Genomic DNA, 22692 nt, shown 5'->3' on the forward strand with positions numbered 1-22692 from the left:
TCGGGGCCTGCGGCGTCTACGAGCGCGACGCGGCCGGGACCGGACGCGGAAGCGACAGACGGAGACGACGTCCCCGCCGGAAGAGACAGTGTGACGGCGCAGGAACCGCGAAGTGCCGGTCGGCAGCCCTGCGAGCCGCGTCAAACACGTTTCCGCGCACCGTCGGCCGGCACGCCGGACGCGGGGTCGTCCGGCGGGTTCCGCACCGCTTCACGCACGGTCCAGGCCAGCGTGAACCCGGCGAGGACCGCGGTGACACAGAGCAGCACCGCCGGGGACAGCGCGGACTCGAAGACGGCCAGCAGATAGGGGACGCAGAAGCCGGTATAGGCAACCGCTTGGAACACCGCGGTCAGGCTGGCCAGGTTGTGCGATCCAGCCAACCGGTGAACCTCCGTCAAACCGGCTACGAGGCAGCAGCCGTACCCAGCGCCGAGCACCAGAGCTGATCCGCCGACGAGCAACGGGTGGGCACCCGACAGCGCCCCCAGCAGCAGGCCGGCCACCACGATTGCCAACGCTGTCGTGATCGAGCTCGGCTTGGTCGGGTGCTGGACCCTGCGGGCCAGCGGCTGTACGAGAATGCCGGAGATCATCGTCGCCGCGGTCACCATGGCGCTGAACAGCAGCACCGCATTCCCCATGCGGTCGGCGGCCGATCCGGGCAAGTAGGCAAGCCCGATCGAGGAGGCGCCGAACACCCACGGCGCGAGCGGCAATGCGACCCTGCGGAAGCGCCGTGCCGACCTCGCGGGGAGTCGCAGCGGACTCCACAGCGCGACGTCCGGGTTCGGTGTGCGGGTCTCCGTCGCGCGCACCGTGAACGGAATGGCAACGATGATCAGCGCGATATGGGGCACGTAGGCAGAAGCGGTCGGAACCGGGGCAACCTGTGCCACGAGCCCCGCGACGAGTGGGCCTCCGGCGAAACCCGCCGTCATCGCCACCGTCGCGCGCCGAGCGCCGGGGCCGGGATCCGAAGCCGTGCCCGCGGACAGTTCCTTGATCCAGGCGATACCCGCGCTGAACGCCGCACCACTGGCCACTCCGGCAACCAATCTCCCCGCGAACAACCCCACCAGCGCCTGTCCACCGACGATCAGCAGCAGACTCCCGGCCATCGATGTGATCAACGCAGTGACCATCACCCGTCGACGGCCGTGGCGGTCGGACAACGGGCCGCCCAGCAACAGTCCCGGAACCAGGCCGAGCGCGTAGACGCCGTACGCAGCCTGGACGGTCGCTGCCGACACCGCCAATTCCGACCGGTACATCAGCAGCAACGGTGCGAACTGATTCGCACCCCAGCCGACGGCGGCCACGCCGAGGCCGATGGGCAGCCAATCGTTGCTTCGGGAGCCGGCGTGCTGGTCGCTCGTGTGGTGCGACGTGTCCGCGCTCGGTGCTCGTCTCGTCATGACGATCATGCTCGGCCACAGCCGCGAGGACGACGAGTGTCTGAAACGACAACATACGTACAATTCAAGACATGAGGACTGTCGCGCTCGGAATCACCGACAACATGTCCTTGTTCGAGCTCTCGATCCCCTGCGCGATCTTCGGCTCTCCCAGACCGGAGGCCGCATACAGCTGGTACGACCTGACCGTGTGTTCCACACCGGGTGCCCGGGTCGGCGCCTGGTTCCGTGTGGACAGCCCACGCGGGCTCACCGAACTGGCAGCTGCGAACACCGTGATCGTCCCTGCCTGCGATGACGCCGTCGTGACTCCGCCGCCCGAGTTGGTGCACGCCGTGCGGACCGCACACGAACGCGGCGCCCGAGTGGCGTCGATATGCACGGGCGCCTTCGTGCTCGCCGCCGCGGGACTGCTCGACGGGCGACGTGCCACCACGCACTGGTCGTACGCCGAGGCACTTGCGCAGCAGTACCCGGGGATCGACGTCGATGCCGACGTGCTCTACGTCGACGACGGCGATGTGCTCACCTCGGCTGGACAAGCGGCCGGAATCGACGTGTGCCTGCACATGGTCCGCACGGACTACGGCGCCGCAGCGGCCAACAGCGCGGCCAGACGACTGGTCGTACCGCCCCATCGTGACGGTGGGCAGGCACAGTTCGTCACCACACCGTTGTCCTCCGGCAACGGTCACAGCCTCAACGGCCTGCTGGATTGGGCGATCGAGCGCGTGGACCAACCGCTGACCGTCACCGACCTCGCCCGTGAGGCGGGCCTGAGCCCACGCCAGCTCAGCCGCCAGTTCCTCGCCGTCACCGGTACGAGTCCGTTGCAATGGCTGCTGACGCAACGCATCCGGCGTGCCCAAGAATTGCTGGAAACGGTCCACGACAGCGTGGACGACATCGCAGCGCAGGTGGGGCTCGGCACGGCAGCCACGCTCCGCCGACATTTCAACCGGCGGGTCGGCACCTCTCCGGACGCCTACCGCCGCACGTTCCAATCCGGACGCGGCAGGCCCGAGGCACGCCCAGCAGACTGAAGCCGGCCTACGAACCTCGGGCCGGCGATGAACCCGGCCCAGTCGCTGGTCCGAGACCCACCATCTCGCACCGCACGAGACCGAAGCAGCGATCGTGCGGTTGATCTGCCGCCTCTGCACCCGAGACCGGCCGGGTCCAAGGCCGTCGCCCGCGTACTCGACAACCGGGGCACCGCACCACCACCGGCCGCACCTGGCCCGCCTCACCTGGCCCTGCTCGATGCTGCGTGCCGAGGTCATGGAGGCTGGCGCGGGTGACGGACCCCGCAAGGAGGAGTGATCAGCCCATCGCGCTGCGATGTGCACCTGCACCGGCTCAACCGTGTGTGGGACACCGGCGAGCACGGGGTACACATCCGGTTCGCTGACGACGCGGGTAGGCGTTCACGAGCCGTCCAGTTCGCGCAGCACGTCGGCTGTGTCGGCACCCATCGGCCTCGGCGGTGTGCGGACACTGCCCGGCGTGCGCGTGAGCTTGATCGGGATACCAATGCCGCGGTAATCGCCGTCGGACACGACCATGTCGCGATGGAGCACCTGCGGGTCAGTGAGTGTCTCGCCGACGTCGTGCACCGGTGACGACGGCACGCCGCGTTCCAGCAGTCGCGCGCCGAGGGCCTCGCGCTCGTGCTCGGCCAGCAGGGCCCCGACGATGGCGCCCAGCTCCGCCCTGTTGATCACGCGGTCGGGGTTGGTGACGAACCGCGGGTCGTCCGCGAGCTCCGGCTTGCCGAGTACGTCCATGAGGTCTCGGAACTGGCGGTCGTTGCCGACCCCGAGGAACAGTGGCCCGTCGCACGTGGCGAACGTGTCGTAGGGAGCGATCGTGGGATGCGCGGAGCCGGTGCGTTCCGGCACCTGCCCGTTCGCCAGCCACGTTGCGGAGTGCGGGTGCAGCAGGGTCACCGCGGTGTCGAGCAACGTGTTGTCGACCAGCTGACCCCGACCCGAACGGTGCCGCTCGTGGAGCGCGAGCATGATCCCCGAGAACGACAGCATGCCGGTCACCATGTCCACAATGGGCACTCCGATACGGAGCGCGGGGCCGTCGGCCTCACCGTTGATGCTCATGAGCCCCGCATAGGCCTGGAGGATGGCGTCGTATCCGGGAGCCGAGCCGCGCGGCCCGTCCACGCCGAACCCGGTGATCCTGCTGTGGACGAGACGTGGGTAGACACGGCGCAGGTGGCCGTCGTCGAAGCCCCACTTGGCGAGTGTCCCGGCCTTGAAGTTCTCGACCAGTACGTCCGCATCCTCGAGCAGCCGCCCCAGGGTCGCCTGACCCTCGGGCGCACCAAGGTCCAGCACGATGTTGCGCTTGTTGCGGTTGAGCCCGTTGAAGTAGGCGCTGGTGCCGTCGCCCAGGAACGGCGGCCCCCACCCGCGGGTCTCGTCGCCGGCAGGTGGCTCCACCTTGATCACCTCAGCGCCGTGATCGGCCAGCATCTGCGTGCACAACGGCCCGGCAAGCACCCGCGACAGGTCGACAACCCTGACCCCAGCGAGGGCTCCGTCGGAGGTCGGCATCGATCTCCCCTCAATAGGACTTCGGTAGGCCGAGAACCTTCGTGGAAACATAATTGAGCACCATCTCCTGGCTGACCGGGGCAAGCCGGAGGATGCGGGACTCCCGGAAGTACCGCTCCACGTGGTACTCGCGCGCGTACCCCATGCCGCCGTGCGTCTGGATCGCCTGGTCAGCGGCGGCGAACCCGGCGTCGGCGCACAGGTACTTCGCCATGTTCGCCTCCCGCCCGCACGAAAGCCCGTTGTCGTAGCGCCACGCGGCGTTGCGTGCCATCAGCTCGGCCGCGTCGAGTCTGGTCACGGCCTCGGCCAATGGAAACGCGACACCCTGGTTGCGGCCGATGGGACGGTCGAAGACGACGCGTTCGTTCGCGTAGCGCACCGCGCGGGCCAGCGAGGCCCTGCCGATGCCGAGTGCCTCGTGGGCCAGCAGGATCCGCTCGGGGTTCAACCCGTCGAGCAAGTAGGCGAAGCCCTTGCCCTCCTCGCCGACCCGTGCCGACGCCGGTACACGCAGATTGTCGATGAAGACCTCGTACGACGCGACGGCGTTGCGCCCGAGCTTCGGGATCGGCTTCAGCTCGACGGCGTCGGAATCGATGTCGATCAGGAACAGTGACATGCCGTCGGTCGGTTTGACGACGTCGGCGCGCGGTGTGGTCCTGGCTATCAGCACCATCTTCTGCGATTGACCGGCCTTGGTGATCCAGACCTTGCGGCCGCTGATCACGTAGTCGTCACCGTCTCTACGGGCGAACGTGCCGATGCGGGTGGTGTCGGTCCCCGCATCGGGTTCGGTGACGCCGAAGCACACGTGCAGGCTGCCGTCGGCGGCGCGCGGCAGTATCTCCTCGCGCAGTCGTGCGCTGCCGTGTTTGACGATCGTGTTGAGTCCGAAGATGGAAAGGTGCATCGTGCTGCACCCGTTCATCCCCGCCCCGGACGCGGCGATCTCCTCCATCAGCAGCGACGCCTCGAGCAGGCCGAGCCCTCCGCCGCCGTAGGCCTCGGGGATGGCGATGCCGAGCCAGCCCCCGTCGGCGAAGGCTCGGTAGAACTCCCACGGGAACTCGCCGTTCACATCGCAATCGGCCCAGTACTCGTCGGTGAACGCGGCGGCGAGGTCGCGTGCGGCCTCGCGCAGGCGGCGCTGGTCGTCAGTCAGCTCGAAATGCACGAACTCATCCCTATATAGGACTTCTGATTCTTATATCTGAACATATGTAGCGCAACCCCACGCTGTCAACCGCGAACTCGATGGGTACCGTTCGTACATACGAACGCACGGGAGTGGACATGACCGAATCGGCCGCGAAATCCCACCGCACGGTCAGCAGGGTGACTGCCATCCTCGAACTGGCCGCGGAGCAACCCGGGATCCGGCTTGGCACACTGGCGTCCGCTTTGGACGCGCCGAAGTCGTCGGTTTTCGGCCTCGTGAAGGGCCTGGTATCGACCGGCTACCTCGTCGAGGACGACGGCGGGTTCCACCTCGGACCCGCACTGGGCAACCTGCTCACCGCCGAGCGTCCCAACCTCGCCGACGCCGCACGCCCGACCCTCGAGGAACTGCGTGACGCCTTCGATGAGACGGCCATGCTCGGCACCGGCGTCGGCGACTCGGTCGTCTACATCGCCGCCGCCGAGTCGCGGCAGCTGATCCGTTACTCGGCACCGTTGCGGCACCGCCGGCCCCTGTTTCCGCCGAGCGCGGGCAAAGTACTGCTTGCCGCACGGTCGCCACGCAAACGCGACGCCTACCTGAACTCGATCATCGTCGATCCGGCAAGGCTCGACGAGGCGCGCACGGAGCTCGAACGCGTTCGCACCGAGGGTGTCGCGATCAACCGCGGCGAGACGCTACCCGACGTCAGTGCCACGGCAAGGCCGGTCGTCGTACACGGCCGCACACTCGCCGCGATCGCGGTCGCCGGGCCGACGACCCGCATTGCGGAGCGCCTGCCGGAGATCGCCGAAGCACTGGTCGAGGCCACTCGCGCGGTGGCCGCGCGCCTCTCCTGACCGGGCCGCATTCGGCGGCCGATTGCCGTTGACAGTGCGCCACATCACTCCATACGGTGGCATATCAGCATAGCCATTCGTATTTAGAAACGGTGATGCAATGCGGCAGTCACCTCACCGGTGCGTCCGAAAACTGGCGGCATCGCTCGGGATACTCGTCCTGGCAAGCGCTTGTGCCCCGCCTGCCCCGAGCGTCGAGTCAGGCGGCGTCTACACGCTGACGGTCGCCGACTCCTACCCGGACGGCCACCCGTTCGCCGACGCAGGCGCCAGCGTGCTCATGGACAAGGCGTCCGAGCTATCCGGTGGCAGGATCCGGTTCGACTACTTCCCCGCCGAGCAGATGGGCGACGCGGCCGACCTCCCGTCGCTGATCCGGTCGGGTGTCGTGGACCTGGCCTCGGTCGCGCCCGCGTACGTGCCCGCCGAGCTTCCACTCTCCGGCGTCGCCGACCTGCCCGGGCTCGTCGAGGACTCGTGCACCGGTTCGCTGGCGGTGGCACACCTGATGTCCGAGGACGGGCTGCTCTACCGCGAGGACTTCGAACCCAAGGGCCTGCGCCCGCTCGTGGTCGGCATGATCCCCGACTACGAGGTACTCACGGGTTCGCGCGCCGTGCGGGTTCCCTCCGATCTGCGCGGCCTGCAACTGCGTTCGTCGGGCGGCACGATCGACCGCGCGGTCGAGGGGTTCGGCGCCGCACCGGTCGGCATGCCTGCCACCGACATGTACGAGGCGATCTCACGCGGCACGGTCGACGGGACCGTGCTCGGCCCGGTCAGCGCCGAGCCATATCACCTCGAGGAGGTCACCGGCAACGCCACGGTGGGCGCCCGGCTGGGCAGCTTCACCATGACCTACAGCATCAGCGACAGCGTGTGGGACGAGCTACCACCGGACCTGCGCGACGTACTCCGGCGCGCGGGCGAGCAGGCCACGCGAAGCCTGTGCACCGCGTTGCAGGAGGGCAATGCCGAGGGCAGGCAGACGATGCGCGACGCCGGAGTGAAACTGCATCGCATCTCCGGCTCCGAGCGGGATGCCTGGGACAAGGCGACCGCGCCGATCCACCGGCGCTGGGCGGCGGACATGGCCGAGATCGACCGGTCCGGCAAGGCCGCGCTGCGTGAACTCAAGGACGAGCTCCGCCGAGCGGAACGAGACAGCCATGACGACTGACACGAATACCCGGCCCGAATCGCCTTCCGGCGCGGCACGGCGCGCACCCGTCGTTCTGCGCGCCGTTTCGGCGATCGAACGCGCGGGGCTCGTCCTGGCGGGCTCCGTGCTGATGGCGATGACGCTGCTGATGGTGTTCGAGACCGGCATGCGCTACTTCGTCGGAGCACCACTGGGCTGGAGCTTCAGCTTCATCCAGGACTACCTGCTTCCCGGCTTCTTCTTCCTCGCGCTGGCCTACACGGTGCGGGCGGGTGCGCACGTCACTATCGACGCCGTCTACCAACGGTGCCCCGCGAAGGTGCAGACCGCGATGACACTGGTGGCGCGCGTGCTGATGCTCGGGTTCTCCGTGCTGTTGCTCTGGGCAGGAATGCTGTCGACCGGCCACGCCTGGCGTGCCCACGACATCCCGCCGCCCGGCGGGGCCGAGCTCAGCATCCCGACGTGGACGTGGCACGTGCTCGTGCCGATAGGGGCCGCGCTGCTGACCGTGCGACTGCTCTGGGACGTGTTCACCGGGCACCGGCGCGGCGCCGGGGACGAGACGGAGGGGAACGCCTGATGTCCGTGCTCATCGTGATCGTGGTGATGCTGACCCTGCTGCTCATCAGGGTTCCGGTCGGCTTCGCCATCGCCATAGCGGGCGCGTTCGGGCTGTTCGTCCACGGTGGACTCTCCGACGTGCTGGGCGTGCTGCAGTCGGCGCCCGCGGCCGCGGTGTCGTCGTACTCGCTGTCGCCCATCCCCTTGTTCATCCTCATGGCACAGTTCGTCGTGGCCAGCGGTGTCATGGACGACCTCTTCCGCGCCACGCAGGTATGGGTCGGCCGGATCCGTGGTGGAGCGGGTATCGCGGCGGCCGGGGCGGGGGCGATGTTCGCTGCGGTCTCCGGCTCGAGCACCGCCGCCGCGGCTACGCTCGCACACACCTCGACCACGAAGATGATCGACTCGGGCTACAGCCCCAGGATCTCCACCGGCCTCGTCGCGGTCGTCGGCACGCTGGCCGCGCTCGTACCGCCCAGCATCATCCTGGTGTTCTACGCGGTCATCGCGGAGGAGAGCGTCGGACAGGTCCTCGTCGCCGGCTTCCTGCCCGGCGCGCTGGTCACGCTGGCGCTCGTCGCGACGTTGGTCGTGCTCATCAAGATCAATCCGTCGTCCGCACCCGCGGGCCAGCGGCACGCCTGGGCCGACAAGCTGCGCAACCTCCGATCGGCGGGCCCGGTCCTGCTGCTGTTCGCGCTCGTCACCGGAACCGTCTACTTCGGAGTCGCGACGCCGACCGAAGCTGCCGCACTGGGTGCGGTTGGCGGTTTCGCGCTACTGGCCGCCAGGAAACGGGCGAACTGGGCCACGATCAAACACGCCGTCACCGAGACCATCAGTTCCAGCGTGATGATCCTTATGATCATTCTCGGTGCCCACATCCTCGGCTACTTCATCACCTCGACGCGGGTGACGCCGACGGTGGTGAGTTGGGTGGCCTCGCTCGACGTCGCGCCGATCGTCGTCGTGATCATCCTGTTCCTGTGCTACGTGATCCTCGGGTTCTTCCTCGACCAGATCGCGATTCTGGCACTCACCGTTCCCGTGGTGCTCCCGTTGGTCACCGAGCTCGGCTACGACCCCATCTGGTTCGGCGTGTTGATCGTGCTGCTCGCCGAGATCGGGCTCGTGAGTCCACCGCTGGGACTGAACGTCTTCGTGGTGGCTCGCACGGCACGCCGCCCCACGGCGGAGGTCTTCTGGGGCGCGTTGCCGTTCGTGCTCGCGGTCGTCGCCGTGGCCGCGCTGCTGATCGCGTTGCCGGAGATCGTGTTGTGGCTACCGGAGACCATGGCCTCGACGGAGTAGCCGCGCTGGTGAAACCTGAAGCTACTCGAACGCTGCGAAGGAGCTGTACCGGCGGTGCAACGAACAACGACGCCTGCTCAACCAGGCGATCTTCTACAACATCCACATCGCGGGTGAGGAGGCCACCGGCCACGGCCTTCAGGAGCCGTTCAGGCAGCTCCACGTCATCCAGCAGACGTAACGTTCAATGTGGGAGGCACACCACGCCAGTACCGCGACAGATCAAGCGGATTGGTCCCAGTACAACCCGACCACCACCCCGGATCGCGGCAGGAGCCCGCACCGTGGGGGTACCGGGACTCGGCCCGGCGCGGGCGGCGCAACGACAAGGCCGCGCCGTAGGCCGACACGGGCTCCCACGCGTAGCTGGTGCAGGAACGGGCCCGCAACACGAAACCCACCACGATGGGGTTCCGGGGGTCGGCCCCCGCAATCAACCCCCGGAACGAGAAACCGGCGAGCGCTCTCCGCGAGCACTCACCGGCCATCGAGTGACACTCGGGGCGACGTCATGACACCCCCGAGCCGACGCCGGTCCGCTCCCGTCGTGACCATGCCGGGTCTGCGGGAGCACGCACCGTGGGGGCTGCGGGCTCGGCCCCCAGATTCAATCGACGACACAGAAAAGGCTCGTGCTCTCCACGAGCACGAGCCTTTCATCTGTGGAGGTGCCGGGAATCGAACCCGGGTCCTCTGCCGCCTCTCCAGGGCTTCTCCGTGCGCAGTTCGCTGTGCCTCTGCTCGACCCCACCGGTCACGCGAACTAGCCGGTGTGACGGGCCCAGCCACTGTTGGTGTCCCTACCGGTCCCCGTGGCCGGGGCCGGAGGTGAGCCTTCTAGCTGATGCCGGCAAACCGGGTCGAAGGCTTACCCGGGCCGACAGACTCGCACTCGCTCAGGCGGCGAGGGCGAAGTCGCGCTGACTATTAGTCTTGGCGCTTATATTTAGTTGCGACGACGCTTTCGGTGGTCGTTGCCTGCACCGGCACGCTTCCCGCTGGATCAACGTCCAGAGTCGAAACCGTTCACCCCCTTGACGGGATCGGTGTGGATCACTCGCTTCCGACCAGCATAACGCCCGTGGCAAGCAGATAATTCCCCGGCCGGTGCCCGCGCCGACGGTGGGGCTGTCCCCACCGTGCATCGACCCGTGTGCTCCATGGTGGCCGCATCCCCTTCCCGGAGAGACTGAGGTCGTCAACGAGGGCGCCCCCTCGACGCGAAGAGGAAGAGAGACCGGTCATGGAGCGGACACAGCTTCCCCGACTGGGCGGTGCGCTGCCATTCTTGCTGCTCAGCCTCCCGCTGGGGATCGTCGGGTTCGTGTTCGTGGTGACGACGGCGAGCGTGGGCGCACCGACGGCACTCGTGTGGGTGGGCATTCCGGTCCTGATGCTGCTGCTCGCGGGCACCCGTGGACTGGCCGACCTCGAACGGGCGCGCGTGCGCGGCATGCTGACCAGCGCGGTGCCGCGGCCGTACCGCCCGCTGCCGCAGGGCCCGGTGCGGAGCCGATGGCTGGCCCGCGCCCGCGACGCGCAGACCTGGCGCGACGTCGTCTACCTGATCCTGCTGCTTCCGGTGGGCATAGCGGAGTTCGCGCTGGTCGTCGTGTTCTGGTCGGTGTCGCTGGCGATGATCGCGCTGCCGGTGTACTACCGCTTCCTTCCCGAGGGGCTGTACGCGTTCCCGTCGCACGACCTGCGCTGGATCACGGTCGACTCCGTGCCGACGGCGTTGCCGTGGATGGCCCTGGGCGCGCTCCTGGCGTGGGTGTCGGTAGCCGTTACGCGGCGGCTGGGCGCCGGCCACGCACTGCTGGCGCGAGCACTGCTGGGCCCGACGGCACGGCGGATGCGCGAGGCCGAGGAATCGGCCGGTTCCGCCGCTGACGGCGCCGCAACCACGGCGGACCCCGCTGCGGCACGCCCGGTGGCAGGATGAGCACGCCGGGTGGAGGGGAACCGATGATGCACGAGGACCAGCCGTGGCCGGGCACGTGGCGGACGATCGCGTACCAGTTGCTGACGCTGCCGGTACGCATCGTCGAGTTCGTCGTGCTGCTGGTCCTGCTGGTAGCCGGGATCGCGACGACCATCGTCTGGGTGGGCATCCCGCTGCTGATGCTGGCGACGACGTTGACCCACCGCTTCGCCGACTTCGAACGGCGTTCGCTGCGCCGGTGGCTGCGCACCCCGCTGCCGGATGCGATCCGCAACCGCGGCGACGGACCCGTCCGCAACTGGTTCGCGCAGCTGACGGACGCCACGACCTGGCGTGACCTCGCCTACCTGCTGATCACGACACCGCTCGCGATCGTCGAATTCGTGCTCGGCGTCGTGTCGGCCATCATCGTGCCGCTGGCGCTGACGGTCGCCCCCGGCGTGGGCTGGCTGCACGGCAAACTCGCCCTGACGCTGCTCGGCCCACCGCGGGCGGAACGGCTCGAAGCGAAGGCGACCCGCCTGCAGGCATCGCGCGCACGCGGGGTCGACGCCGCGGAAAACGAACGCAGGCGCATCGAACGCGACCTGCACGACGGCGCGCAGCAGCGCCTCGTGTCGGTGGCCATGACGGTCGGCCGCGCCAAAGCCAAGATCGGCGGCACCGAACCCGACACCGCGGAACTGCAGAAACTCCTCGACGAGGCACATACCGACGCGAAACTCGCCGTGTCGGAACTCCGGGACCTGGCGCGCGGCATCTACCCGGCGGTGCTGGGCGACCGCGGACTCGACGCGGCGCTGTCGGCACTCGCGGCGAAGTCACCGGTGCCGGTCTCGGTGTCGGTCGACATCGACCAGCGTCCACCCGCGGCGGTGGAGAGCACGACCTACTTCGTCGTCGGCGAGACACTCACCAACGCCGCCAAGTACGCCGACGCCTCCGACATCCGCGTCGACGTCCGGCGCGACGGCGATACGGTGATCGCCGAGGTCACCGACGACGGCCACGGAGGTGCGGAGATCCGCCCCGGCGGCGGACTCGCAGGGCTCGCCGACCGCGCAGCCACGATCGACGGTGTGGTGTCGGTCGTGAGCCCCGCCGGTGGCCCGACGGTCGTTCGCGCCGAACTACCGTGCAGCTGGTGAACGAACTCTCTGGGGGTCTGGACGTGCGCGTGGTCATCGCGGAGGACGCCGTACTGCTGCGTGCCGGTGTGCAGCGGCTACTGGCCGACGACGGCATCGAGACGGTGGCAGCGGTCGGCTCCGGCGAGGAGCTGCTGACTTCGGTCACCGAGCACGAACCCGACCTGGCGATCGTCGACGTGCGGATGCCGCCGACGTTCACCGACGAGGGCCTGCGGGCCGCACTGCAGGCACGGGAGATCCGGACCGGCCTGCCCGTGCTCGTGCTGTCGCAGTACGTCGAGGAGACCTACGCGATCGAGCTGCTCTCCGGCGGCGCGGGCGGCGTCGGCTACCTGCTGAAGGAACGCGTCTCCGACGTCACCGACTTCCTCGAAGCCGTACGCCGCGTCGCCGCGGGCGGCACGGCGATCGACCCCGAGGTGATCTCGCAGGTCATGGCGCGCGGACGCAACAATCCCCTCGACTCGCTGACCGGCCGCGAAGGCGACGTGCTCGAACTGATGGCCCAGGGCCTGTCCAACTCCGCGATCGCCGCTCGCATGGTGGTCTCGCACGGCGCGGTCGAGAAACACATCGGCAACATCTTCGCGAAGCTCGGCCTGGACAACAGCGTCGAGGAGCACCGACGGGTCCGCGCGGTGCTGACCTACCTCGAACGCTGATGCGGTAGGCCCAGCCTGCCCGAAGGGCACCTTCGGGGCATCGAACACGACCACGTATCAGCGCGCTACTCGCGGTCGTGGCCACTCCCCTGATGGCGGCCGCGCACCGCCGGTTCGGGTTCGCGGTGGTGCCCGCGCCGGCACTCGCCGCGGCAGTCGTCGACATCGCCCGGTTCGCCGACGTCCCGCTGGTCGGCTATGCCAACGCCGGGTTCGTCTGGCGGCCCGCGGCTTCGGCAACGGCCCCGAACTGTGGGCGGCACTCGTGGTCGGTGCGTTCGCACTCGCCCACTCGTCCACGTCCGTCCGGCGCTCTCCCACCCGGCCGGTGTCACGGGAGACGCCGGCAGCGGATCACACGTCGAGGAGTTTGGCCGGCGTGTCGTGAAGGACCGCGCGCAGGAACGGCTCGCCCAACCTGTCGTCGGCCTCGGCCCATTCGGCGATCGCACGCAACTGCGTGGCGTAGTCGTAGGGAATGTTCGGGAAATCGGTGCCGAGGACCACGCGGTCGGCGATGCCTGCCAGGCGGGCGGGCCAGTCGCCGGGCAGGGGCATGAAACTCTCCGTGAACGGCACGCCGACCATCGTCGTGTCGAGATACACCCGCGGGAACCGCTGCACCAGGCGCAGTGCCGCGTCGTACTCGGGCATACCGGCGTGCGCCAGCACGGTGACCAGGCCGGGATGCCGTTCGAGGACGCGGGCGAACACGTCGAGGCCGGTGTGCTCCCCTCGTAACGGCCCGTGCCCGCAGTGCACCACCGCGGGAACTCCGGCATCGGCGAGCATGCCCCACACCGCGTCGAGCCGGTCGTCGCGCGGGTCGAACGCTCCGACCTGCACGTGGACCTTGACGCAGCGCACCCCCGCGCGCAACGCGTCCTCGACGTAGCGGGCCGCCTCGGGCTCCGGGAAGAACGTCGCCGTCGGCACGGCGTCCGGTTCCCGGGCGGCGAACTCCCGGGCCCAGCCGTTCAGCCACTCGGCCATGCCCGGCTTGTGCGGATACACCAGCGGTGCGAACGTCCGCACCCCCACCGCCCGCAGCGCCGCCAGCCGCTCGGCCTCCGGCAACCGGTAGTGCACCGGCCACGGCATGCCGTAGTGCTGCTCCGCGCCGTCGAAGTACGCCCACACCTTCGCGAGCACGCGTTCGGGCAGGAAGTGGACATGGATGTCGACGAGACCGTCGAGCCCGAGCCCCCGAGCCCAGGCTGCGACGTCCTCGTCGGCGCCGGGGCCGGTCAACGGCGTCCCGCGCGCTGTTGCTTGTGCTTGCCCTTGAGCGCCCGGCCCATTGCCTTGGAGATCTCGCGCTGCGCGTCGCGTTTGGCGATGTCCTGACGCTTGTCGTGCGCCTTCTTGCCGCGCGCCAGCGCGAGCTCGACCTTGACCTTGCCGTCCTTGAAGTAGAGCGACAGCGGCACGAGGCTCACGCCGCTCTCCTTCGTCTTCCCGATCAGCTTCTGGATCTCCCTACGGTGCAGCAGCAGTTTCCGGGTTCGCCGCGGCATGTGGTTGGTCCACGTGCCCTGGGCGTACTCCGGAATGTGCACGTTGCGCAGGAAGACCTCGCCGTCGTCGACGGTTGCGAACGCCTCGCTCAGCGACGCCTTGCCGGCACGGAGGCTCTTCACCTCGGTGCCGGCAAGGGCGATACCGGCCTCGTAGGTGTCGAGGATCGAATAGTCGTGACGGGCACGACGGTTCGACGCGATCACCTTGCGTCCGACTTCCTTGACCATGACTCGACTCTATCCGCCCTCGACCTGGGTGTCCCAACGACTATTACGCAACCACCACCGGTGGTGAGCCGCCGCTGCGACCGCCCGAGCGAACGACCGCCGCCGCGGGGCAGCCCCGACGCAGGTCCCGACCGTCACGTCCCTAGGTACGGACGTATGCGCGCAGGGTGACGTAACCGGTGATGGCGGAGATCAGGATCGACACGCCGAGCAGCACGGGCGCGACGGGGAACAGGATGTCCACGATCTCGATCTTGGGGATCGCACCGCCCGTGGCTTCGAAGATCTGGTCCAGCGCGATGTATTTGACCCCGACCAGTCCGACGACACCGAGGACCGCACCGATGACACCGGCGACGACCGCTTCCAGCAGGAACGGTAGCTGGGTGTACCAGCGGGTCGCGCCGACGAGCCGCATGATGCCGACCTCGGTGCGCCGCGTGTACGCCGACACCTGAATGGTGTTCGCGATCAGCAGCACCGCGGCCAGCGCGGCGATCGCCGCGACGATGAACGTGCCGTCCCGGCCCGAATTCAGCAGGTCGAAGAAGCGGTCGAGGAACTTGTTCTGGTCGTCGACGTTCGCCACACCCGGCTGGTTGCTGAACTCCTGCACTATCACTTCGCTGCGTTCGGGGTCGAACAACTTGACGTGCAGGGAGGCGGGCAGTGATTCGGGACGGGCGAGCTCGACCAGCTCGGGCTGGCCCTCGAAGATCCGCTGGAAGCGTTCGTAGGCCTCGTCGCGGTCCTCGAACACGACGGATTCGACGGCCTGGTTGTTCTCGAGCGACGAGCGGATCGACGAGCAGGGCTCGGCCGTGCAGTTCTGGTCGTTCGCGCTGATGTCCTGCGTGAGATAGACCGTGACCTCGACGTCGTCGAGGTAGCTGGCCTGCATCTTGTCGATCGTGCGGACGAGCAGCAGACCACCACCGAACATCCCGAGTGAGATCGCGGTGGTCAGGATCATGGCGATGGTCATCGTGACGTTCCGGCGCAAGCCGGTGACGACCTCGCTGAAGACGAAGCTGGCGCGCATCTAAGGCACGGTTCCTTGGGTCGGGGGTCGGGTACGGGGCGGGGAGTATCCGGTGGCCGGACCGGCGGCATCCACTCGGCGTGGCGAGCGGGCCGAGACGCCTCGGCAGGCGGGTCGCTGCGGGGGAATCAGCGACCGACGCCGTACACGCCTCGCCGGTCATCGCGGATGACCTTGCCGTGGTCCAGTTCCACGACGCGGCGGCGCATGGAGTCGACGATCGAGTGGTCGTGCGTGGCCATCAGGACGGTCGTGCCGGTGCGGTTGATCCGCTCCAGCAGCAACATGATGTCCTGACTGGTGTCGGGGTCGAGGTTGCCCGTCGGCTCGTCGGCGAGCAGCACGAGCGGCCGGTTGACGAACGCCCTCGCCATCGCGACCCGCTGCTGCTCACCACCGGAGAGCTCGTGCGGCATGCGATCGGCCTTGCCGTCGAGGCCGACCAGCTCCAGCACCTCGGGTACGACCTTGGTGATGGTGTGCTTCGGCTTGCCGATGACCTCGAGAGCGAACGCGACGTTCTCGGACACCGTCTTGTTGTTCAGCAGACGGAAGTCCTGGAAGACGCAGCCGATGGTCTGGCGCAAGCGGGGGACCTTGCGCCGGGGCATCTTGGCGACGTCGAAGTTCGACACCGACACCCGGCCCTTGCTGGGCACTTCCTCACGCAACAGCAGGCGCAGGAACGTCGACTTCCCCGACCCGGACGGGCCGATGAGGAAGACGAACTCACCCTTGTCCACGTCGACCGTGACGTCGTCCAGAGCCGGACGCGTCGAGGTCTTGTAGGCCTTGGATACGGATTCGAGCTGGATCACGATTGGGCATCCTACCCGTGTGCTCCGTTAAGGCCTGGTTGCCCGGGCGTCGACGGGCGGGACGGGCGGGGTCCGAGGACCCGCCGCGCCCTGGTCGGGACTAGGCGGCGTCGGTCTCCTGTTGCTTACGCCACCGGATGCCGGCGTCGAGGAACGCGTCGATGTCGCCCTCGAGCACGGCCGACGGGTTGCCGGACTCGTGTTCGGTGCGCAGGTCCTTGACCATCTGGTACGGGTGCAGCACGTACGAGCGCATCTGGTTGCCCCAGCTGGAGCCGCCGTCCTTGAGCGCATCCATCTCGGCCTGCTCCTCCTCCTTCTTGCGCTGGAGCAGCTTGGCCTGGAGGACCTTCATCGCGGCGAGCTTGTTCTGCAACTGCGACTTCTCGTTCTGGCAGGACACGACGATGCCGGTGGGCTGGTGCGTGATGCGCACAGCCGAGTCGGTGGTGTTCACGCTCTGCCCGCCGGGACCGGACGAGCGGTAGACGTCGATGCGCAGGTCCTTCTCCGAGATCTCGACGTGGTCGACCTCCTCGACCTCGGGTAGCACCTCGACGTGGGCGAACGACGTCTGCCGGCGGCTCTGGTTGTCGAACGGCGAGATGCGGACGAGGCGGTGAGTGCCCTGCTCGACCGACAGCGTGCCGTAGGCGTACGAGGCGCCGACCTTGAACGTGGCGGACTTGATGCCCGCCTCCTCGGCGTAGGAGATGTCGTAGACCTCGGTCGCGTAGTTGTGCCGCTCGGCCCACCGCAGATACATGCGCATGAGCATCTCGGCGAAGTCGGCTGCGTCGACGCCACCGGCCTCGGCGCGGATGTTGACCACGGCACTGCGCGGGTCGTACTCGCCGGACAGGAGTGTGCGCACCTCGAGCGTGTCGATCGCTTCGGTGAGCGATGTGAGCTCGGCCTCGGCCTCGTTCTTGCTCGCAGGGTCGCCCTCGGCTTGGGCGAGCTCGTGCAGCACGCTCAGGTCGTCGAGCCGCTGCCGCAGTTCGCCGACGCGTCGCAGGTCGGCCTGCTTGTGCGACAGCTGGCTGGTCACCTTCTGCGCGGCCGCGGGGTCGTCCCACAGGTCCGGACGGGCCGCCTCCTCCTCGAGGGAGGCGACCTCCTGGCGCAGCGCTTCGATATCCATGACGGACTCGACCTGCGTCAGCTTGCCATCGAGGTCCTTGACGACGTCTTCGAACTCAGCACTCACGAATGACAAGGTTACGGCAAATCGCGCGGCCGCTTGAGGCGGCCGCGCGACGCCGCGTGATCAGTTCGCCGCGATCGTGTCGAGGAGCTTCAGAGCGGCCTTGGCGTGCGCCAGGTCGAAGTCGGCGACGGCCTTGGTCACCGGGTCCTCGGCGGCCTTCGATGCGGCCTTGGCGACGTCGGCCTGCTCGGTGTAGACGGCCTTGGCAGTGTCGAACAGGTTCTGGCGCTGCTTGGCCGTCAGCACCCTGGCGTGCACCAGGCGCAGAATGAGCGGCGACCGCAGGTGGTCGGGTGCGGAGTCGGCGGCGACCCAGGCCTTGAAGGCCTTCTTGCCCGCCGCGGTGATCACGTACTGCTGGCTGGAGCGCGGGCCCTGCTTGCCCAGACGGACGTAACCGGCTTCGTTCAGCGCGGGGAGTTCGCGGTAGACCTGGCTCCGAGTGACGCTGAAGAACGCCCCGAAGCGTTCCTCGGCTCCGGCGACGAGTTCACCACCGGTCGCGGGGCCGTCGTGAAGCAGGCCAAGCAGTGCTGCGGCTGTTGCGTTCAAATCGGACACGTCCCCACAGTGCCACGTTCGGCGCTTTCTGTCCACTGTGGCCCGGGTCCAGGTCCACAATGGAGCTACTGACAGTCCACAAGCACCAGATGGAGAACACCGGGAATGGGGCCCGTACGGCGCAATCCGTCGTCCCCGAGATGGCGGATAGTGTTCGCCCGATGACAGGGCGTCGCGCCGCGGTCGACCGTGTCCCTCGTATCTCTACCCGGTCCAGGGCAGGACACCACCCACCCAGCCGACGCACTTCACTGTCCGTGCCAACACGTTGCGTATTAAGACCATCGCGTTGCGTACCGAACCCTGGTGAACCCCGCGTCTGAGGTGTACGTCTCCCCTTCCGGCGGGACCGGCAACCGCCACGAGGCGTGGTGGACGTCACCATGTGTGTCCGGGCCAAGCCCTCCGGAGCCGAGTGAGCACCAGCGAGCAACGCCGCGGCACCCAGAGAACTCCACGCACACGCCGGGCCGCCGCCGATGCGAAGCGATGCCGCACCTGCCGAGGGATCCGGTGGCGTAGCCCGCCGGACCGGATGTGGGGACTGCGCCCCACCGCAATAGCGAAACAGGAGACAACAACAAAAGACCAACAACGAAAGACCCCTGCCTACGCACTCCGTAGACAGGGGTCTTTCGATCTCTGTAGCGGGGACAGGATTTGAACCTGCGACCTCTGGGTTATGAGCCCAGCGAGCTACCGAACTGCTCCACCCCGCGTCGTTGTGTGTTAACCACTCTACATGCCGCCATGATCGTCTCCGCACGGGGGTGCATCCACACCCTTCGCGTTCCATCGGGCCGCGTGCGCTGCGGTTTCCCGCCCACATCCGTGCCGCGTCCGCGGGACAGTCACCGAGGCAGCCCTGGCACCGAAACCAGGGCGCCAAGAAGAGGGCACCGAAACCAGGGCGTCGAGACGAGAGCACCGAAACTACGGCGCCGGGACGAGGGCGCGGCGGTTGCGGTGGCGGAACGCGTTCGCCTGTGGCGGCGCACATCGCGGTGGACCTGTGGCGGCGCTGAGTGTCCCGCCCACATTCGTACGGACCCGCACAAGACTCCGGGGCCCACCATGGGCGGAGGCGCCGCCTGAGCGTCATTCAGCGCTTCTTCCCGCGCACCGCTGCCCATCGCCGGGACGCCCCCGTACCTCGCGGACCAGGAGAAGCGACCGACAGATTGCCGGGGATCCGGTAGCGGAGCCCGCCGGGCCGCATGTGGGGACTGCGCCCCACCGCAATAGCGAAACAGGAGACAACAACAAAAGACCAACAACGAAAGACCCCTGCCTACGCACTCCGTAGACAGGGGTCTTTCGATCTCTGTAGCGGGGACAGGATTTGAACCTGCGACCTCTGGGTTATGAGCCCAGCGAGCTACCGAACTGCTCCACCCCGCGTCGTTGTGGCACCCACCTTACGCCCTGGCTTTGCCGGTCCGTAAGGCGGGTGCCACTCGGCTGTCGCCTCCGGTCAGCCGCCGGAGCCCTGGAGCTCCTCGTAGCGACGGGTGGCTTCATCCAGTTCGGACAGCGCCTGGCCCTGTGCCTGGAAGTCGCCTTCTTCCTGGGCCGCGCGGAGCTTCTCGAGCGCGTCCTGGATGTCCTGGACGACCTGGTTCAGCTCGCCGTTGCCGCCGCCACCGTCGTTCTGGCCGCCGGAGTTGTCGCCACCGGAGTTGTCGCCCTGCTGGTTGTCACCCTGCTGGTTGTCTCCGTTGTTGCCGGAGCCGTCCTGGCCGGCCGCATCACCGGACTCGGGCCCGGTGGCGGCGTCGCCGCTGCCTTCGCCGAAGACCTGGTCGAGCGCACCCTTGAGGGTGGAGTCGAAGCCGATCTTGCCGCCGAACGACACGATGACTCGGGCCAGCTGCGGGTAGCTCTGCGAGTTCCGCTGCTGGACGTAGATGGGTTCGATGTACAGGAACCCGTCCGCGACCGGCAGAGTGAGCAGGTTGCCGTAGATCAGGTCGACACTCTGGTTGCCCAGCAGGGTGCGGTCCTGCGTGAACTCGGGGTGCGACTGGAAGGCGTTCTGCACCTGGACCGGGCCTTCGATCTGCCGTTCACCGGAGGTCGGCAATCGGAGCACACGAATGTTCCCGTAGCTGCCGGGGTCGGACGAGACCGACATCCACGCGGCCAGATACTGCCGTCGCAACTGAGTGAGCGCGCTCGTCAGCTGGAAGTTCGGTTCGTCCTGCCACGGCGACTGCGAGTACGTGTAGTACGCGGGCTGTTTGGCCGCGTCCGAGTTCGGGTCGAGCCCACCCTCGGTCGTGGGATCCTGCGGCACGTTCCAGAACGTCTGGGTCGCGTAGAACTCCTGTGCGTTCTCCACGTGGTACTGCGTGATCAGCTCACGCTGGAGTTTGAAGATGTCCTCCGGGTACCGGAAATGCTGCCGCAGTTCGTCGGAGATCTGCGACTCCGGCTGGACGACCCCGGGGAAGGTCTTCATCCAGGCCTTCAGGACCGGGTCCTGCTTGTCCATCTGGTAGAGGTCCACGCTGCCGTCGAAGGCATCGACCGTGGCCTTCACCGAGTTCCGGACGTAGTTGATCTCGCTGTCGCGCTGTTGCGCCACACCGGACAGGGAGTCCGACGTCGCCTCGCCCAGCGAGGTGCGCTGCGAGTACGGGAAGTTGTCGAGCGTGGTGTAGCCGTCGACGATCCACTTGACCCGGCCGTCGATCACGGCGGGGTACGGGTCGCCGTCGGCGGTGAGCCACGGGGCGATCTTCTCGACGCGGTCCCGCGGGTCACGGTTGTACATGATCTTGGAGCTTTCGCCGATGGCTCCGGAGAACAGGATGTTGCGCTCGCCGTACTGCATCGCGAACACGGCCCGGTTGAACCAGTTGTCGATCGGCACGCCGCCCTCACCGTCGTACAGGTAGGTGCGGTCCTGTGCCGTGTCGTACTCACCGGGCGCGGACTCCTGCTGACCGCCGACGATGGCGTAGTCCGTGGCCAGCTCGCCGAAGTAGATGCGCGGCTCCTTGACCTCCATGCCTGCGCCCGTCGGGTTCTGCGTGTCGCTGGTCCCGGCGATCGGGTAACCACCGTCGCTGTCGGCACCCTCGAGTGCACGGTCGATCTGGTTGGCGGGCGCGGCGACGAAGCCGTTGCCGTGCGTGTAGACGAGGTGGCGGTTGATCCAGGTCTGCTGGTTCGCGGCCAGGCCCTCGGTGTTCATCTCCTTCGCCGCGACGAGGTAGGCCTGCTCCTCGCCGTTCACGGTGTAGCGGTCGATGTCGAGCTTCTCGGGGAAGCCGTAGAAGTTCTCCCGGCCGACCCGCTGGGTGAACGTCGGCGAGAGCACGTTCGGGTCGAGCAGCCGAATGTTCGGGATAGTGCCCTTGTCATTGCGGATCTGGCTGGCGTCGACCTCCGACTGGCCGCTGTAGTCGTCGTAGGTGACGTTGTCGATGCCGTAGGCGTGCCGCGTCGCCTCCATGTTGCGCTGGATCGACTGGGCCTCACGCTCGTTGGCGTTCGGGCGCACGGAGAACTGCTCGAGGATCGCGGGCCACGCCACGCCGACGATCAGCCCGGACAGCAGCAACAGCACCAGTGCGATGGCGGGCAGCTGGATGTTGCGCAGGAACGCGCCGACGAAGAACGCGATCGCGCAGAACACGCAGATGCACAGCAGGATCAGCTTCGCGGGCAACACCGCGTTCAGGTCGGTGTAGGTGGCACCGGTGAACAGTTCGTTGCGGTCCGACAGCAGCAGGTTGTAGCGGTCGAGGAAGTACTCGACCGCCTTGAGCAGCACGAACAGCCCGACCAGGATCAGCAGGTGCACCCGGGCGGGCGCTGCGACCGAACCGCCGCGGCCCGCGAGCCGGATGCCGCCGAACAGGTAGTGCGCGAGCAGCCCGCCGACGAACGCCACGACGGTGGCGACGAACAGCCAGCCCAGCACCCAGCCCAGGAACGGCAGGTCGAAGACGTAGAACCCGATGTCGTTGCCGAACTGCGGATCCTGGCGCCCGAACTCACCACCGTTCAGGTACATCTGAACGGTCTCCCAGTTGGCCTGCCCGGACACGCCCGCGACGAGCCCGGCGAGGACCGGAATACCGATGCCGAAAAGTTTCACCCTGCTGGCGACGATCGAGCGGTACCGCGCCAGCGGGTCGTCCTCGCCGCTGACCGGCACGAACACCGGCCGCGTGCGATAAGCGATCCACAGGCTGACCGCGAGTGCACCGCCCACCAGCAGCCCGGTGGCCACGAACAAGATCAACCGCGTCAGCAAGACTGTGGTGAACACGCCGCGCGCATCCACCTCGCCGAACCACAGCCAGTCGACATACGCGTTCAAGAACCGCGCACCGAGCAGCAAGAGCAGGACGAGGACGGCCGCGATTGTCAGCAGGATCCGGGCCCGCTTGGACAACTTGGGGAGGCCGACGGGGGGCCGAGTGGCCACAGCGCACACTCCTGGGGTCGTAACTGGCGTGGTCCAGGGGGCGCCGGTGACGGGCTCCCTGTAT

At 67.9% G+C, this 22692-nt stretch carries 18 protein-coding genes, 2 tRNA genes and 1 other RNA gene; 8 read left to right on the forward strand and 13 right to left on the reverse strand.

Annotation, left to right across the window (positions count from 1 at the left end; genetic code table 11):
- Positions 1 to 140 precede the first annotated feature (140 nt).
- Complete coding sequence (locus FB384_RS03135) at positions 141 to 1418, reverse strand: MFS transporter (RefSeq protein ID WP_183778981.1); 1278 nt, start codon at positions 1416 to 1418, stop codon at positions 141 to 143.
- A gap of 71 nt (positions 1419 to 1489) precedes the next feature.
- Here FB384_RS03135 and FB384_RS03140 point away from each other — a divergent pair, with 71 nt between their 5' ends.
- Positions 1490 to 2461: a helix-turn-helix domain-containing protein gene (locus FB384_RS03140; RefSeq protein WP_183778982.1), complete on the forward strand. Its 972-nt coding sequence runs from the start codon at positions 1490 to 1492 to the stop codon at positions 2459 to 2461.
- 384 nt (positions 2462 to 2845) lie between these two features.
- On the opposite strand, the gene FB384_RS03145 is transcribed toward FB384_RS03140, so the two are convergent.
- Both FB384_RS03145 and FB384_RS03150 read right to left on the reverse strand, forming a co-directional pair.
- Positions 2846 to 3988 (reverse strand): CaiB/BaiF CoA transferase family protein, encoded by a 1143-nt coding sequence (locus tag FB384_RS03145; protein WP_221212631.1) that lies wholly within the window; start codon positions 3986 to 3988, stop codon positions 2846 to 2848.
- Between the two features lie 10 nt (positions 3989 to 3998).
- On the reverse strand, positions 3999 to 5165 hold the full coding sequence (locus tag FB384_RS03150; protein ID WP_183778987.1) for an acyl-CoA dehydrogenase family protein: 1167 nt from the start codon (positions 5163 to 5165) through the stop codon (positions 3999 to 4001).
- Positions 5166 to 5284: 119 nt separating this feature from the next.
- Between FB384_RS03150 and FB384_RS03155 the strand changes: the two genes are divergently transcribed.
- The 4 genes from FB384_RS03155 (at position 5285) to FB384_RS03170 (ending at position 9050) form a co-directional block, all read left to right on the forward strand.
- Entirely contained in the window at positions 5285 to 6010 is a 726-nt protein-coding gene (locus FB384_RS03155; protein ID WP_183778990.1) for an IclR family transcriptional regulator, read from the forward strand.
- A gap of 100 nt (positions 6011 to 6110) precedes the next feature.
- The gene (locus FB384_RS03160; protein ID WP_183778991.1) at positions 6111 to 7190 is read left to right on the forward strand and encodes a TRAP transporter substrate-binding protein; all 1080 of its coding nucleotides are present in this window, start codon (positions 6111 to 6113) and stop codon (positions 7188 to 7190) included.
- A complete protein-coding gene (locus FB384_RS03165; protein ID WP_183778993.1) occupies positions 7180 to 7755 on the forward strand; it encodes a TRAP transporter small permease in 576 nt (191 codons plus the stop codon). The genes FB384_RS03160 and FB384_RS03165 overlap by 11 nt, the downstream gene beginning before the upstream one ends.
- Entirely contained in the window at positions 7755 to 9050 is a 1296-nt protein-coding gene (locus tag FB384_RS03170; protein WP_183778995.1) for a TRAP transporter large permease, read from the forward strand. Before FB384_RS03165 ends, FB384_RS03170 begins: the two co-directional genes overlap by 1 nt.
- A gap of 660 nt (positions 9051 to 9710) precedes the next feature.
- Here the strand turns inward: FB384_RS03170 and ssrA are convergent.
- Positions 9711 to 10084: a transfer-messenger RNA gene (ssrA, locus tag FB384_RS03175) on the reverse strand.
- Between the two features lie 209 nt (positions 10085 to 10293).
- On the opposite strand from ssrA, the gene FB384_RS03180 reads away from it, so the two are divergent.
- Genes FB384_RS03180 through FB384_RS03190 form a run of 3 tightly spaced genes read left to right on the forward strand, consistent with a single transcriptional unit; the run spans position 10294 to position 12808 of the window.
- Positions 10294 to 10995 carry a sensor domain-containing protein gene (locus tag FB384_RS03180; protein ID WP_183778997.1) on the forward strand — a complete coding sequence of 234 codons (702 nt, stop codon included), beginning with the start codon at positions 10294 to 10296 and terminating at the stop codon, positions 10993 to 10995.
- A 26-nt stretch (positions 10996 to 11021) separates the two neighbouring features.
- Entirely contained in the window at positions 11022 to 12143 is a 1122-nt protein-coding gene (locus tag FB384_RS03185; protein ID WP_372497708.1) for a sensor histidine kinase, read from the forward strand.
- 23 nt (positions 12144 to 12166) lie between these two features.
- Entirely contained in the window at positions 12167 to 12808 is a 642-nt protein-coding gene (locus FB384_RS03190) for a response regulator (RefSeq protein ID WP_183784883.1), read from the forward strand.
- Positions 12809 to 13162: 354 nt separating this feature from the next.
- Here the strand turns inward: FB384_RS03190 and FB384_RS03195 are convergent, their stop codons facing one another.
- From FB384_RS03195 to FB384_RS03235, 9 genes are all read right to left on the reverse strand, one after another.
- Positions 13163 to 14059, reverse strand: coding sequence for an amidohydrolase family protein (locus FB384_RS03195; RefSeq protein WP_183779001.1), 897 nt, complete (start codon positions 14057 to 14059; stop codon positions 13163 to 13165).
- Positions 14056 to 14556: an SsrA-binding protein SmpB gene (gene smpB, locus FB384_RS03200; RefSeq protein WP_183779003.1), complete on the reverse strand. Its 501-nt coding sequence runs from the start codon at positions 14554 to 14556 to the stop codon at positions 14056 to 14058. Before smpB ends, FB384_RS03195 begins: the two co-directional genes overlap by 4 nt.
- A 142-nt stretch (positions 14557 to 14698) precedes the next feature.
- Positions 14699 to 15598, reverse strand: coding sequence for a permease-like cell division protein FtsX (gene ftsX, locus FB384_RS03205; RefSeq protein ID WP_183779005.1), 900 nt, complete (start codon positions 15596 to 15598; stop codon positions 14699 to 14701).
- 128 nt (positions 15599 to 15726) lie between these two features.
- Positions 15727 to 16416: a cell division ATP-binding protein FtsE gene (gene ftsE, locus FB384_RS03210; protein ID WP_183779007.1), complete on the reverse strand. Its 690-nt coding sequence runs from the start codon at positions 16414 to 16416 to the stop codon at positions 15727 to 15729.
- A 100-nt stretch (positions 16417 to 16516) separates the two neighbouring features.
- Complete coding sequence (gene prfB / locus FB384_RS03215; protein ID WP_183779009.1) at positions 16517 to 17626, reverse strand: peptide chain release factor 2; 1110 nt, start codon at positions 17624 to 17626, stop codon at positions 16517 to 16519.
- Between the two features lie 60 nt (positions 17627 to 17686).
- Positions 17687 to 18187, reverse strand: coding sequence for a PadR family transcriptional regulator (locus FB384_RS03220; RefSeq protein WP_183779011.1), 501 nt, complete (start codon positions 18185 to 18187; stop codon positions 17687 to 17689).
- A gap of 645 nt (positions 18188 to 18832) precedes the next feature.
- A tRNA-Met gene (locus tag FB384_RS03225) sits at positions 18833 to 18906 on the reverse strand.
- A gap of 608 nt (positions 18907 to 19514) precedes the next feature.
- A tRNA-Met gene (locus FB384_RS03230) sits at positions 19515 to 19588 on the reverse strand.
- Between the two features lie 73 nt (positions 19589 to 19661).
- Complete coding sequence (locus FB384_RS03235) at positions 19662 to 22628, reverse strand: UPF0182 family protein (protein WP_183779013.1); 2967 nt, start codon at positions 22626 to 22628, stop codon at positions 19662 to 19664.
- Positions 22629 to 22692 lie beyond the last annotated feature (64 nt).

The sequence above is a fragment of the Prauserella sediminis genome (assembly GCF_014195435.1).
Taxonomy (GTDB): domain Bacteria; phylum Actinomycetota; class Actinomycetes; order Mycobacteriales; family Pseudonocardiaceae; genus Prauserella; species Prauserella salsuginis.

What these genes read in the sequence shown, in the direction of transcription:
- FB384_RS03155 (WP_183778990.1), top strand. Translation starts at nt 5,285, where the DNA reads ATGACCGAATCGGCCGCGAAATCCCACCGCACGGTCAGCAGGGTGACT.
- FB384_RS03145 (WP_221212631.1), bottom strand. Translation starts at nt 3,988, where the DNA reads ATGCCGACCTCCGACGGAGCCCTCGCTGGGGTCAGGGTTGTCGACCTG.
- FB384_RS03160 (WP_183778991.1), top strand. Translation starts at nt 6,111, where the DNA reads ATGCGGCAGTCACCTCACCGGTGCGTCCGAAAACTGGCGGCATCGCTC.
- smpB (WP_183779003.1), bottom strand. Translation starts at nt 14,556, where the DNA reads ATGGTCAAGGAAGTCGGACGCAAGGTGATCGCGTCGAACCGTCGTGCC.
- ftsX (WP_183779005.1), bottom strand. Translation starts at nt 15,598, where the DNA reads ATGCGCGCCAGCTTCGTCTTCAGCGAGGTCGTCACCGGCTTGCGCCGG.
- FB384_RS03140 (WP_183778982.1), top strand. Translation starts at nt 1,490, where the DNA reads ATGAGGACTGTCGCGCTCGGAATCACCGACAACATGTCCTTGTTCGAG.
- FB384_RS03135 (WP_183778981.1), bottom strand. Translation starts at nt 1,418, where the DNA reads ATGACGAGACGAGCACCGAGCGCGGACACGTCGCACCACACGAGCGAC.
- FB384_RS03180 (WP_183778997.1), top strand. Translation starts at nt 10,294, where the DNA reads ATGGAGCGGACACAGCTTCCCCGACTGGGCGGTGCGCTGCCATTCTTG.
- FB384_RS03185 (WP_372497708.1), top strand. Translation starts at nt 11,022, where the DNA reads ATGCACGAGGACCAGCCGTGGCCGGGCACGTGGCGGACGATCGCGTAC.
- FB384_RS03165 (WP_183778993.1), top strand. Translation starts at nt 7,180, where the DNA reads ATGACGACTGACACGAATACCCGGCCCGAATCGCCTTCCGGCGCGGCA.
- FB384_RS03170 (WP_183778995.1), top strand. Translation starts at nt 7,755, where the DNA reads ATGTCCGTGCTCATCGTGATCGTGGTGATGCTGACCCTGCTGCTCATC.